We start from the raw sequence: 13,266 nt of genomic DNA on the forward strand, positions 1-13,266 counted from the left end.
GGGCCCGGCTGTTGGCGCGCTTCAGGCCAGCTTGGTCAGCTTGTCGATCTGCAAGGTCGCCTTGCCGACGACGGCGACCACGAGCTCGCGGAAGTGCGCCGTCTTCTCGTGGGCGGCCAACGCTTCCGCGCCGGTCCACTCTTCCAGCATGACGAAGCGGTCGGCATTGGTGTTGTCGACGTGCAGCTCGTAGCGCAGGCAGCCGCTTTCGGCCCGGCTCGGTGGCACGACGGCCTCCAGCGCGGCGCGCACGACTTCGCGCTGGCCTTCCTTGGCGGTGATGGTGGCGACGACGATCAGATTGCTCATGGGGGCTCCTGTTGTTCAACCGTCCACATTGTAGACGCAGACGGCGAATCCTGCCGGGCGGGCGCCGCCCGGCAGCAAGCGCTCAATGCCGGGTTTCCGGGAACGCGTTGGTGGGCTTGGCGCCCCACAGGGCGTAGAACAGCACGTACAGCTCGCAAGCGGCCGTCAGCAGGAAGGAGTTCTGCAGCCCGTAGGTGTCGGCCAGCCAGCCCTGCACGACCACCAGCGCACCGCCGGCGATCGCCATGATCAACAGGCCGGCGCCCTCCTCCGTCAACGGGCCCAGGCCGCGGATGCCCAGGGTGAAGATGGTCGGGAACATGACCGAGTGGAACAGGCCCACGGCGATCAGCGCCCACATCGCGGTCGGACCCGTCGTGAAGGTGGCGACCAGCATCACGATGGTGGCGCCGATCGCCGCCCCGGCCAGCACGCTTTCGGCCGACATCGAACGCATCAGCATGCTGCCGGCGAAGCGGCCCACCATCATGCCGCCCCACAGCAGGAACAGATAGTGCGAGGCCTGCTCGTGGGTGACGTTGCCGATGTGCGGCTGCGAGACGAAGTTGATGAACAGGTTGGCCACGCCGATCTCGGCGATCAGGTAGATGAAGATGGCGGGAATGCCGAACACCAGGTTGCGGTGGCGCCACAGGGAGTGATTGCCACGGTCGGCCTTCTCGACCCGCTTGCCGCCCATGGCCGGCAGCGGATAGCGCGCGATGGCGATCGCCAGCAGTACCAGCACGACCGCGACGATCAGGTAAGGCAGTTGCACGGCCTGGGCGTCCGCCAGGCGCTCGGCCTGGGTCAGCACCTGCTCGGCGCCGGCGGTGCCGCCCGTCGAGCGGCCCAGGATCAGGTAGCCGCCGAACAGCGGCGCCAGGGTGGCGCCCAGCGAATTGAACGCCTGCACCAGGTTCAGGCGCGAGGAAGCCGTGTCGGCCGGACCCACCACGGCCACATACGGATTGGCCGCCACCTGCAGCAAGGTGATGCCGCAGGCGATGACGAACAGCGCGCACAGGGTCACGCCGTACGACGGCAGCCGGGCGGCGGGAATCATGCCGAGCGCGCCGATGGCCATCAGGATGAGGCCGATCACCATCGATTTCTTGTAGCCGACCCGTTCGATCAGCCGCGCCGAGGGAATCGATGCGACGAAATAGGCGATGAACCAGACCGACTCGATCAGGGTCGTCTGCGTATAGCTGAGTTCGAAGACGCTGCGCAGGTGCGGCAGCAGCGTGTTGTTGATGACGGTAATGAAGCCCCAGATGAAGAACAGGCTGGCCAGCAGCGCCATGGCCGACTTGTAACTGGACGCGGCCACGGGATGACCGATGGCGGCGGAGGATGGAGATGCGATGGGCCCAGGCACGAGTGGTCCTTTCAGCAGGTTGAAAACGTTATCGTAGAGGGCACGTTAATCGATTACCAATGATAAATTCAGCAAGAGCTATATCAAAAACGATATAGCTGTCATCACGGCAACCATCGATCGCGTCTGGATTGCGGTGATCGGCTGACAGGCCTGCTCGGCGTACGCCTACATGCCCCGGCCGCCGCGGGGCCGATAATCGCCGGACATCGAGGAGGAAACCGGCATGATGGAAACGGGCGACAGGCAGGGCAGTACGAAAGGCACCACGCCGGCAGGCAGCGCGGTCACGTTCAGCGAATCCCATGCGGACCTGCTGGACCTGTTCGGGCGCTGGGAAGCGCTGGCGGACGCCAACAGCGATCCGCGCGTGGAATGCGCACCTATGCCGGCGGGTAGCGGCGCAGCTCGGCCTCGCTGAAGCCGGCCAGCCGGCGCGCATCGATATTGAACGGGCCCTTGATGACGGGTGCCGCGTAACGCACCACGAGCTCGTCGTAGGTGCTGGCCGGGTCCAGGCCCTGGCGCGCGCACAGCCAGCCGTACCAGCGGTTGCCGATGGCCACGTGGCCGACCTCGTCGCGCAGGATGATGTCGAGAATGGCTGCCGCGGCCTGGTCGCCGGCCTGGGCCAGCTTGGCGCGCAGCGGCGGGATCGCGTCCAGCCCGCGCGCCTCCAGCGTGCGCGGCACCAGCGCCATGCGCGCCGTGACGTCGCCGCGCGTCTTTTCCACCATCTCCCACAGGCTGCCGTGGCCGGGGAAGTCGCCGTAGGCGTGGCCCTGCGTGGCGAGGTGCGCCGCCAGCAAGGAATAATGATAGGCCTCCTCGCGCGCCACCCGGAGCCAGTCGGCGTAATAGTCGGGCGGCATGCCGGGGAAACGCCACAGCGCGTCCAGCGCCAGGTTGACGGCATTGAATTCGATATGGGCCAGCGCGTGGATCAGCATCGCCCGCCCTTCCAGCGTGACCATCGAGCGCCGCCCGACCAGGCGCGGCGGCACCAGTTCGGGCCGCGCCGGCCGTCCCGGCACCGGCAAGGCGGTGCTCAGCACGGCGGCAGGATCGAGCGGCAGCTGGTTCGCCGCGTAAGCCCGCGCCATGGCTTCGACGGCCGCGATCTTGGCGGCGGGTTCGGTTTCGGTCAGGCAGTGCAGCGCGCGGGCGCGCAACTCGGCAGGCATCGACATGGCGGCAAATGCGACAAGGCAGCGGAAAAACGCGCAGTGTAACAAAGGCCGCCGGGCCGGCGCCAGCCGTCAGCGCGCCGGCGCGACCCGCAGCACGACGCCGGACGTGCCCGTCAGCGTGCCGCCTGCGCTGGCCAGCACGTACAGCTCGCCCCCGGCATCCTGCGCCAAGCCCAGCACGGCCAGGCCCAGCGGCTCGCGCCGCTGCGCCACCAGCTTCTGCACCACGTTGCGTGCGCCCAGCGTCAGCAGCACGCCGCTGCCGCTGGCGCCGATATAGTCGGCAAACACATACTGGCCGCGCAGCGCGGCGATGCTGGCGCCGGTGTAGACGTAGCCGCCGATCACGGCCTGGCGCGCCACCGGGGCGCCGGCGCCATCCGCGTGATCGTACTCGGCCAGCGGGTCGATCAGGCCGGCAGGCGCGTTCGGGCTGTGCGCGTACACGAAGCCCGGGCCGGTGCCGTTGGCGTCGAACAGGAAACTGCCCTCCTTGACGGGCCAGCCGTAGTTGCCGCCGGCAACGATGTGGTTGACCTCCTCGATGGCGCCCTGCCCCACGTCGCCGGCCCACAAGGTGCCGTCAGGTCCGAATGCCATGCGGAACGGGTTGCGCAGGCCGAGCGCATAGATCTCGTCGGCCCCCGGGCGGCCGACGAAGGGATTGTCGGCCGGGATGCCATAGGCCCCGTTGGCGGAATCGTTGCCGAGCGGATCGATGCGCAGGATCTTGCCCAGCACATTGCCGGGTGCCAGGCTCTGGCCGTTGCCTTCCGGCGCGTGGCCGGGGCCCTGGTCGTCGCCCGCGCCGCCGTCGCCCAGCGCGATGTAGAGCAGATTGTCCGGCCCGAACGCCAGCGCGCCGGCGTTATGGTTGCTTTGCGGCTGGTCGATGCGCATCAGCACGCGTGCGCTGGCCGGGTCCACCGTGCCGCCGCTGGCGCGCCACTCCGTCAACACGCTCTGGTGGTTGGGCGCGACGCCCGGCGGCTGGGTGCTGAAGTCCGGCGTTGGCCGGGCCGCTTCCGACGTGTAGGTGTACAGGCGGCCATTGCGGGCGTAATCCGGATGGAATGCCAGGCCCAGCAAGCCGCGTTCGTCGCGCGCGCCCAGGCGGACCAACCGGTCGCGGACGTCCAGGAACAGCGTGCGGGCGTTCTTCTGCGTCGCGTTCGGACCGACGCCGACACGCCACACCACGCCGACCTGGTCCACCACGTACAACTTGTCCGGCTCGCCCGGCGCCACCGCGCCCGCCACCGGCGACACCAGGCCCGCCAGCACCGGCCGCAAGGTCACCGTCACGGCACTGGTGGGGACTGGCGCGGGGATCGGGTCTTCCAGCTTCGTGCGCTGGGCCAGCGCCGCGGGCAGCGCGGCGGTCAGCGTCAGCAGGATGGCACTGCGGCACAGCAAGGGGCGAATCGTATTTCCGGGACGAACCATGGCAGCCTCCATTGGGTGGGTTGTCGGAAAAGCATGCGCCGTTATCGGTCGCACGACAAGTGCGATTTGCCAGCAAAAAAAACCGCCCCGAAGGGCGGCAAGCTACTCTCTCGCATCAGGGAACGACCGCATCAGCGCTTGTCGTTCTTGTGGCTCTGGCGTCCAGCCTGGGCATGCTGCTCCGGCGTGCCGCCCTGCGTGCCGCTACCGCCTTGGCGGCCGCCCTGGTTACCGCCCTGGTTACCGCCGCGATTGCCGCCGCCGTTACCCTCGTTGCCGCTCTGGCGGTTGCCGTCGTTCTTGTGGCTCATCGAGCCGGCGCGGCGCGCCTCTTCCGAATTGAACTCGTGGGCGTTGCCCGAGGCGTGGGCCGCACGGCCGCCTTCGCTGGCGATCTCGCGCTGGCGCTCTGGATCCATCGAGGCGAAGCCACGGTTGCTGGTGTCGCCCGACTGGCTGTTGCCGCGGTTGCCGGACTGGCTGTTGCCGCTGTCTTTGGTGAACTGGTTATTGCCCTGCGGGTTGTTGTTGCGATTCGATGCCATGATGTTTCTCCTTAAGCGTTAAAAACATTTCAGGTTGACATTGCATCCCTTCGGCGACCTGGTCTGTGTCGCGTCGAGGTAGGTACATCTTAAGGTTCGCGCCGCAACTCTTATATAAGTCGTCCGGCTGCCGGGCCGTAGGACCAGCGCTTACTGCCAGGTCGGAAGGTTCACGCAGCCGCGGCAACATCGTCAGATGACGGAAATGTCATCCAGCCCAGTTGCTCGGCGCGGCATCATCGAGCCTCCTCAATTTCTCTCGACAACCATGACCTGCTTCCTTCCCCGTTCCGTTCTCCCAGCCGTGTTCGCGCTGGCGCTGGCTTGCGGCGCCCAGGCCCAGCCGGGCAATCCCCTCAGTGTGCACGTGCTCGACATGCAGACCGGCGAGCCCACGGCCGGTATCGCCGTGACGCTGGAACAGCGCAGCGGCGATGCCTGGCGCGAACTTGCCAGCGCCAGCACCGATGCCCAGGGCCGCATCGCCGCGCTGTTTCCCGCCGGCCTGCCGTTCAGCAAAGGTGATTACCGCATCGTGTTCCGCACCGGCGAGCATTACCGCCGCGGCGGCCAGGCCAGCTTCTTTCCACGTATTCCGGTGGAGTTCACGGTGACGGCGACGGAGCGGCACTACCATATTCCGTTGCTGCTGAGCCCGTTCGGCTATTCGACCTACCGGGGCAATTGACGGGGCGCTGTTCGCGCTAAGTAGTGGAACTTCCATCCCGCCGGCCTGTCGGATCTCCTGTTGAGATATCTCATGCGGATTGGAGGCCGGCAATGGGGACGATGGATTTCCAGGCGGTGTTGCAGGCGCTGCGTCAGCGCCAGCTGACGTTCGAAGAGGCCGCTGCATTACAGGAGCTGCTGGCCACAGCGATGCAGGGCGATCAATGCTTTTCATTGATCGAGGCCGCCGCCGGCAGGCCGCCTTGTCCGCGTTGCACGTGTCGTCGTTGCCACCGAAGCGGCGCGGCCAACGGCCTGCAGCGCTATCGCTGCACCGCGTGCCGCCGCACGTTCAACGCGCTGACCGGAACGCCATTGGCCCGGCTCCGCTTGCGCGACAAGTGGCTCGCCTATTTGACCTGCCTGCTGGAATCGACCACGGTGCGCGCGGCGGCCGAGCGCGTGGCAGTGGCGCCATCGACCAGTTTCCGATGGCGCCACCGTTTCATTGCCGGGGTCCGGCGGGAACGCCGCCCGAAATTGTCCAATATCGTCGAGGCGGACGAGACCTACCTGCTCGAGTCGCAGAAGGGCTCGCGCCACCTGACCCGGCCGGCCCGCAAGCGCGGCGGCAAGGCCAGCCGGCGCGGTTTGAGCAAGCAGTTCGATTGCATTCTCGTCGCGCGCGATCGCAGCCGTGTCACGCACGATTTCGTAACGGGGCGCGGGCCGATCAGTGCCGCGCAGCTGAAAGCGCATCTGCTGCCGGTATTGGCGCCGGACATCTTGTTGATCAGCGACGCGGCGAAGGCCTATCAGGCGTTCGCGCGAGAGGCGAGGCTCACCCACGAGGTCGTCAACCTGCGTGCCGGCATCAGGGCGCGCGGTGCGATCCATATCCAGAACGTGAACGGCTGGCACAGCCGCTTCAAGGGCTGGCTGCAGCGCTTCCACGGTGTTGCCAGCCGCTACCTGGCCAATTACACCGCTTGGTGCCGGGTGCTGGATGCCGGCTCGCCAGCGACCCCATCGGACTGGCTGCGCATCGGGGTGGCGCCGGGCAAGTACAGTCCAGGCTGCCAATGACCTCGATGCGCTGAAAAAGTTCCGTGACGAGGAGCAACCACCAGCTAACGCGAACAGCGCCAAAAAAAAACCGCCCCGAAGGGCGGTTCGCTTCATGCCGGGCGACGCCGGTCAGCGGTCGTTCTTGTGGCTCTGACGGCCAGCCTGGGCATGCTGCTCCGGCGTGCCGCCCTGCGTGCCGCTACCGCCTTGGCGGCCACCCTGGTTGCCGCCCTGGTTACCGCCGCGATTGCCGCCGCCGTTACCTTCGTTGCCGCTCTGGCGGTTGCCATCGTTCTTGTGGCTCATCGAGCCGGCGCGGCGCGCCTCTTCCGAATTAAACTCGTGGGCGTTGCCCGAGGCGTGGGCCGCACGGCCGCCTTCGCTGGCAATCTCGCGCTGCCGCTGCGGATCCATCGAGGCGAAGCCACGGTTGCTGGTGTCGCCCGACTGGCTGTTGCCGCGGTTGCCCGACTGGCTGTTGCCGCTGTCTTTGGTGAACTGGTTATTGCCCTGCGGGTTGTTGTTGCGATTCGATGCCATGATGTTTCTCCTTAAGCGTTAAAAACATTTCAGGTTGACATTGCATCCCATCGGCGACCTGCCCTTGCCGTCAGGCTGGCTTGTCGCGTTAAGGTGATGCCATGGTAACGACGAGCGAACTTTGTTTTTATAAGCGGTCCGGCCAGCTGGACGTAGGAATAGGCGCTACTGGCAAGTCGGACCGTTCACGCATTGATTGCAATATGCTAGTTAATGAGCCGAAATCATCCGAATATTTCCCGTGCGAAAAGATGCTAATAATATAGAATTACAACTCATCAATATTTTCGGAGGGAAAGTGTCACGCTTGCCGTTAATGATTCTCGCAATGTTGGCATTGCCGTCAGCTCATGCTGTCGAGTTAAGGCCAACTTACCCCGCCGTGAACGAAGCTACCGGCGCTCAGGATTACATCGGTTGCGCAGCCGCCGCGAACGGCGATATTGCTACGGTATGGCGCAGCGCGACGACAGCGCGCATTCCCTACGTCAAGCGGGTGGACGCCAGCGGCGCCGTCATCGGCGCGACGGAAAGCATGCAACTGCCCCAGGATACGATTTCCGTGAGCGCGGCGAAGAATGGCGCCTTCGCGGTACTGCACGCCAAAGCCAACGGCAGCAATACCGACTTGTACCTTTCCGTGTACAACCGTAACGGCCAGCTGGTGGCGGCGCCGGTGCGTGTGAACGACACCCAGCACACCGGGATCACCGGCCTGGTCAAGGTCGCGCAGGACGGCACGATTGCCGTGGCGTGGTACACATGGGGAAATCTGCCGGCCCGCAACGGTTATCTGAAGCGATTCAATGCCAACGGTGCGCCGCTCAATTACCAGCGCCAATTCGGTGGCGATAATGTTTATGTGGCCAACGGCGTCGATACCGATACCAACGGTGACGTCATCGTGGCATTTACCAGCAATACCGGCGGTCGCTACGACACCATGGCGGTGCGCTATTCAAGCGCCGAGGATTGGGTGTATCCCGCGGCACGGGTCAATACCTATCTCGGTACCCGCCAATGGGGCAGCAGCCTCGCAATGAACGCGGCAGGCAATTACCTGGTGTCCTGGGTGACGCACGGCCAGGATGGCAACGGCTTCTCGACCTATGCGCAGTTGTTTGCCCGTGGCGGTGCCCGGATCGGCCAGCCTACCCGCGTATCGACGCAGATTTCCGACGACAGCGCCAGCGCCGCCCTGCTGTTCGACAACAACAGCTACGCCGTCGCCTGGATGAGCTACGTCGCGGGACAGCGCACGATCAATTTCGCCCAGGTCGACAGCGCCGGCGCGGTTGTCGCCGCACCGACAGTGGCGACCCCGCACATCAACTATGTCGGGCCCTTCTCGCTGTGCGGCACCACCGCTGGCAAGTTCTCGATCCAGTGGCGCCCGGCTGCCGTCAGCGGCAGCAGCTGGACTGCCGACGTGCTGGCGCGGGACTACATGGCCGACACCGTCGTCACGCCCACCTTGCTTGCCAGCGGCGTACCGGCAAGCAACCTGTCGGATGCGGCCGGCGGCTGGAAGTACTTCAAGGTCATCGTGCCCGCCAACACCGGCAGCATGCGGATCGCCCTGTCCTCGCGGGTGACACCGGCCAGCGGCAACGCTGACCTGTTCCTGCGCTATGGCGGCCTGCCCACGCTGGCGACAACCGACGGCCGCACCACGGAGGCCGGCAACAACGACAGCCTGACGGTCAGTGCGCCGCCGCCTGGGACGTTCTACATCGGCGTCTACGGCCAGGCGGCCTACGCCGCCGCGGATTTGACGGTGATCCTGCGTTGACCGGCACGCGATAAGGTCCGGGGCAGGCTTCCCTGCCCGGACCGCATCGCGTTCAGGCCGTCACCACCCCCGCCCCAGCCGCCGCCCGGCACACGTAGATCGTGGCCTGCTGGCCTGCCGGCCCGCGATATTCGCGTGCCACGGCGGCACTCACAGCCTCCACCTCGCCTTCGGGCACCAGCGCCACCACGCAGCCGCCGAAGCCGCCGCCCGTCATGCGCACGCCGCCGCGGCGGCCGATCACCTTGCCCACGATCTCGACCAGCTGGTCGATCAGCGGCACCGTGATCTCGAAGTCGTCCCGCATCGATACGTGCGAGGCGGCCATCAGCTCGCCCATCCGCGCCAGGTCGCCTGCCGCCAGTGCCGCGCCGGCCGCCTCGACACGGGCGTTCTCCGTGACGACGTGGCGGGCGCGGCGCAAGGCCAGCGCATCGAGCTCGCCGCCACGCGCTTCCAGCATGGCCGCGTCGACGTCGCGCAGGGCCGCCACACCGAAGTGGCGCGCCACCTCCTCGCACTGGCGACGCCGGGTGTTGTACTCGCTGTCCACCAGGCCGCGCTCCACGTGCGAGTGGAAGATCATGATGGCGGCGCCAGCCGGGATCGGCACCGGCCGCGTCTCCAGCGAACGGCAGTCGATCAGCAGGGCATGTCCCTCGACGCCGGAAGCCGAGATGATCTGGTCCATATTGCCGCACTTGCAGCCGACGAAGTCGTTCTCGGCCTGCTGGGCGATCAGCGCGATGTCGATCGGGCTCAGGCCCTCCAAGCCCGGCAGGGTGGCAAACACACGCCCCACCGCCACCGACAGCGAGGCGGACGACGACAAGCCCGCCCCTTGCGGCACGTTGCCCGAGATCGCCAGGTCCAGCCCTCGTATCGGCAAGCCGCGCTTGACCAGCACGTCGATGACGCCGCGCACGTAGTTGGCCCACATCGGCTCGGCCAGGCGCTCGATCGGCGCGTCCAGCGAGAACTCGTCGATCGCATTGCCGTAGTCGGCCGCGACGATGCGCACGGTACGGTCGGCCCGCTCGCTGGCCGCGATCACGGTGCGGTAGTCGATCGCGCACGGCAGCACCAGGCCGTCGTTGTAGTCGGTATGCTCGCCGATCAGGTTGACGCGGCCGGGCGCCTGCACGACGACGGTCGGGTTGCTGCCGAACACGGCGGCGAATGCCGCCCGGGCGCGTTCGCCCGGGCTGGATGGGACTGCGGAGTCATTCATCTTGTTCTTGCTTGTCGTTGGGTTGAAGGTAGTGGACGTCGGACAGGGCACGCAGCTGGGCGGCCGCCTGCTCCGGCGTCAGGTCGCGCTGGGCCTCGGCCAGCATCTCGAAACCGACCATGAACTTGCGCACCGTGGCCGAGCGCAGCAGCGGCGGATAGAAATGCGCATGCAGTTGCCAGGCCGGCGACGGTGCGGCACGCGCCGTCTCCTCGTACGGCGCGCCATGCCACCCCATCGAATACGGGAAGGACGTCTTGAACAGGTTGTCGTAGCGGGTCGTCAGGCGCTTCAGCACGACGGCCAGGTCGGCCCGTTGCGGCGGCGTCAGCTGCTCCAGGCGCTGCACCGGGAAGCGCGGCAGCACCAGGGTCTCGAACGGCCAGCTGGCCCAGTACGGCACCACGGCCAGCCAGAATTCGCTCTGCACCACGACGCGCTCGCCGTCCGCCTCGCGCTCCGCATAGTCGAGCAGCAGCGAGCGGCCGTGCTTGGCCTGGTAGGCGTTCTGTTCGCGGTCTTCCGCGGCCGGCAGGTTGGGCAGAAAACTGTTGGCCCAGATCTGGCCGTGCGGGTGCGGGTTCGAGCAGCCCATCGCGGCGCCCTTGTTCTCGAACACCTGCACCCAGCGATAGGTGCGGCCCAGCTCCTCGGCCTGGGCGCACCAGGTATCGATCACCTGCCCGATGGCGGCTGGCGACAGCTGCGGCAGGGTGGCGCTGTGGTCCGGCGAAAAGCAGATCACGCGGCTGGTGCCGCGCACGCTCATCGTGCGCATCAGCGGATCGGTGTCCGGCGCCGCGTCCGGCGTATCGGGCATCAGCGCGGCAAAGTCGTTGTCGAATACATAGGTGCCCGTGTAGTCGGGATTTTTCACGCCGTTGACCCGGGTGTTGCCGGCACACAGATAACAGGTGGGGTCGTGCGACGGTTTCGGGCTATTGTCCGGGGCCTCCTGCGCCCCCTGCCACGGCCGCTTGGCGCGGTGCGGCGACACGAGCACCCATTCGCCCGTCAGCGGGTTGTAGCGGCGATGCGGATGGTCTGATGGATTGAACATGGTTTTCCTTACGAAACTGAAAATCACTGGCGGAGTCTCTGCCCCGCCAGTCTAAACAAAACAGCGCGGCGGGTCGCACGCCAGGGCGTGCGCAGCCGCCGCTTACCACCAGGTGCCGTAGATCACCCCCAGCAGGACGCAGATGACGGCCGAGCCCAGCGCAAACCCGCCGTCCACGCGGAACAGCGTCCGGTCGATCTGCATGCGGCGCACACTGCCATCCTGCCGGCCCAGCGTGCTCAGCAGTACCATGCCTGCGACCACCAGGCAGAACACGATGAACATGCGGTCCAGGAACGGAATCTCGTAGACGCCGGCACCGTTGTCGACGGCAAAGCCGATCGGCGCCAGGAAAGACAGATCCATCATGCCTGGCAGGAATTTCAGGATGATCGAGAACACCAGGCCGCCGATTGTCGCGAACATGGCCGCGGCGGGCGTCGTCTTGCGCCAGAAGAAGCCCAGCAGGAACATCGCCAGGATGCCAGGCGACACGAAGCCCGTGTATTCCTGGATGTACTGGAAGCCGCCCTTCTTGTCGATGCCGAGGAACGGCGCGATCAGCACGGCCAGCGCGATGGCGAAGATCACGCTGACGCGGCCGATCCAGACCAGGCGCTGTTCCGACGCCTCCTTGTTGAAGTGGTGCTTGTAGATATCCAGCGTGAAAATCGTGGCGATGCTGTTGGCCTTGCCCGCCAGCGAGGCCACGACGGCGGCCGTCAGCGCCGCGAACGCGACCCCCTTCAGGCCGGACGGCAACAGCGCCAGCAAGGTCGGGTAGGCGCGGTCAGGGTTCAGTTCGCCACCGGCGCGCATGGCGTCGCCCAGCGCGCCGGACTGGTCCAGCGCAAAGGCGGCAATCCCGGGCAGCACCACGATGACGGGCATCAGCAGTTTCAGGAAGGCGGCAAACAGCAGGCCCTTGCGCGCCGTCGGCAAGTCCGCCCCCAGCGCGCGCTGCGTGATGTACTGGTTGCAGCCCCAGTAGTTCAGGTTGACGATCAGCATGCCGCCGATCAGCGTGGACAGGCCGGGCAGGTCCATATAGTTCGGATTGCCGCGCTCCAGCACCATATTGAAATGGCCGCCGGCACGCTGCAACAGCTCGCTGGCACCGACCAGGGCGCCCTGCCCGCCGCCCAGCCCCGCCACCAGGTCCAGCGCGATCCATGTCGTGACCAGGCCGCCCACGACCAGGCACAGCACCTGCACCACGTCCGTGTAGCCGATCACCTTCATGCCGCCCAAGGTGATGATGGCGGCGAACACGGCCAGGAACAGCATGCAGGCAAACACATTCAGCCCCGCGACGCTGGAAATGGCCAGCGCGCCGAGGTACAGGATCGACGTCAGGTTGACCACCACATACAGCCCCAGCCAGAACAGCGCCATCGTCGTCGCCACCGGCTTGCCGTAGCGCTGCTCGAGGAACTGCGGCATCGTGTAGATGCGGTTCTTCAGGTAGACGGGCATGAAGAACACGGCCACGATGACCAGCGTGGCCGCCGCCATCAACTCGTACACGGCGATCGCCATGCCGATCTTGTAGCCGGAACCGCTCATGCCGATGAACTGCTCGGCCGAAATGTTGGACGCTATCAGCGAGGCCCCGATGGCCCACCACGTCAGCGAGCCTTCGGCCAGGAAGTAGTCATGCGAGGCCTGGCCGGACGTGGTCTTCTTGCGCCGGTAATACACCCACAGGCCGTAGGCGGCAACGACCACGAAATAGACGAGGAAAACGACGGAGTCGAGGGTAGAGAAAGTGTTCATCGGGTGATAGTTGTTGTGATCGCGAATCGAGACAAGCGCCGTTCACCCGTGCTGTCCGCCAAAGGCTGGCGCACGTGTGGCGGAAGCTGTCGCTCTTTCTGCCTGCAGGGCTGATCGCACGATGCCTCAGGCCACGGCGCCGTGGTGGCGCGCACCCGCAAAAATCATCGGGATGAGCAAGGCGTCCCGCTGAGGCGTGCAAAATCATGTCGTGCAGGCAACACTCCTGCACGGCATTATAGCGCTACCACAGCCAACT

13 protein-coding genes are annotated in these 13,266 nt (G+C 66.3%); 4 read left to right on the top strand and 9 right to left on the bottom strand.

All coding sequences use genetic code 11. From position 1 onward, the window contains the following. Nucleotides 1–21: 21 nt before the first annotated feature. Together E7V67_014530 and E7V67_014535 are read right to left on the bottom strand one after the other, a co-directional pair. On the bottom strand, nt 22–309 hold the full coding sequence (locus E7V67_014530) for a putative quinol monooxygenase (protein WUR10938.1): 288 nt from the start codon (nt 307–309) through the stop codon (nt 22–24). An 82-nt stretch (nt 310–391) separates the two neighbouring features. After that, nucleotides 392–1,690, bottom strand: a complete 1,299-nt coding sequence (locus E7V67_014535) for a sugar MFS transporter (protein WUR10939.1) — start codon at nt 1,688–1,690, stop codon at nt 392–394. A 226-nt stretch (nt 1,691–1,916) separates the two neighbouring features. Here E7V67_014535 and E7V67_014540 point away from each other — a divergent pair, with 226 nt between their 5' ends. Then, nucleotides 1,917–2,111 carry a hypothetical protein gene (locus E7V67_014540; GenBank protein WUR10940.1) on the top strand — a complete coding sequence of 65 codons (195 nt, stop codon included), beginning with the start codon at nt 1,917–1,919 and terminating at the stop codon, nt 2,109–2,111. Here E7V67_014540 and E7V67_014545 read toward each other — a convergent pair. The 3 genes from E7V67_014545 to E7V67_014555 all read right to left on the bottom strand — a co-directional run bounded on the left by E7V67_014545 (nt 2,074) and on the right by E7V67_014555 (nt 4,871). Beyond that, nucleotides 2,074–2,880 carry a ferritin-like domain-containing protein gene (locus tag E7V67_014545; GenBank protein WUR10941.1) on the bottom strand — a complete coding sequence of 269 codons (807 nt, stop codon included), beginning with the start codon at nt 2,878–2,880 and terminating at the stop codon, nt 2,074–2,076. The genes E7V67_014540 and E7V67_014545 overlap by 38 nt on opposite strands. A 69-nt stretch (nt 2,881–2,949) precedes the next feature. Further along, nucleotides 2,950–4,326, bottom strand: a complete 1,377-nt coding sequence (locus E7V67_014550; protein WUR10942.1) for a PQQ-dependent sugar dehydrogenase — start codon at nt 4,324–4,326, stop codon at nt 2,950–2,952. 131 nt (nt 4,327–4,457) lie between these two features. Further along, complete coding sequence (locus tag E7V67_014555; protein ID WUR10943.1) at nt 4,458–4,871, bottom strand: KGG domain-containing protein; 414 nt, start codon at nt 4,869–4,871, stop codon at nt 4,458–4,460. A gap of 268 nt (nt 4,872–5,139) precedes the next feature. On the opposite strand from E7V67_014555, the gene uraH reads away from it, so the two are divergent. Next, nucleotides 5,140–5,559, top strand: a complete 420-nt coding sequence (gene uraH / locus E7V67_014560) for a hydroxyisourate hydrolase (protein ID WUR10944.1) — start codon at nt 5,140–5,142, stop codon at nt 5,557–5,559. Between the two features lie 92 nt (nt 5,560–5,651). Next, on the top strand, nt 5,652–6,626 hold the full coding sequence (locus tag E7V67_014565) for an IS1595 family transposase (protein WUR10945.1): 975 nt from the start codon (nt 5,652–5,654) through the stop codon (nt 6,624–6,626). Nucleotides 6,627–6,737: 111 nt separating this feature from the next. On the opposite strand, the gene E7V67_014570 is transcribed toward E7V67_014565, so the two are convergent. Further along, nucleotides 6,738–7,148: a KGG domain-containing protein gene (locus tag E7V67_014570; protein WUR10946.1), complete on the bottom strand. Its 411-nt coding sequence runs from the start codon at nt 7,146–7,148 to the stop codon at nt 6,738–6,740. Between the two features lie 382 nt (nt 7,149–7,530). Here E7V67_014570 and E7V67_014575 point away from each other — a divergent pair, with 382 nt between their 5' ends. Beyond that, on the top strand, nt 7,531–8,940 hold the full coding sequence (locus tag E7V67_014575) for a PPC domain-containing protein (protein WUR10947.1): 1,410 nt from the start codon (nt 7,531–7,533) through the stop codon (nt 8,938–8,940). Between the two features lie 52 nt (nt 8,941–8,992). Here the strand turns inward: E7V67_014575 and galK are convergent, their stop codons facing one another. The 3 genes from galK to E7V67_014590 all read right to left on the bottom strand — a co-directional run bounded on the left by galK (nt 8,993) and on the right by E7V67_014590 (nt 13,007). Next, nucleotides 8,993–10,171, bottom strand: coding sequence for a galactokinase (gene galK, locus E7V67_014580; protein ID WUR10948.1), 1,179 nt, complete (start codon nt 10,169–10,171; stop codon nt 8,993–8,995). Next, nucleotides 10,164–11,231, bottom strand: a complete 1,068-nt coding sequence (locus E7V67_014585; GenBank protein WUR10949.1) for a UDP-glucose--hexose-1-phosphate uridylyltransferase — start codon at nt 11,229–11,231, stop codon at nt 10,164–10,166. Before E7V67_014585 ends, galK begins: the two co-directional genes overlap by 8 nt. A 102-nt stretch (nt 11,232–11,333) precedes the next feature. After that, nucleotides 11,334–13,007, bottom strand: coding sequence for a sodium/solute symporter (locus E7V67_014590; protein WUR10950.1), 1,674 nt, complete (start codon nt 13,005–13,007; stop codon nt 11,334–11,336). Nucleotides 13,008–13,266: the final 259 nt, after the last annotated feature.

It is taken from the genome of [Empedobacter] haloabium (genome assembly GCA_008011715.2).
In the GTDB taxonomy this organism is placed as follows: domain Bacteria; phylum Pseudomonadota; class Gammaproteobacteria; order Burkholderiales; family Burkholderiaceae_D; genus Rugamonas; species Rugamonas haloabia.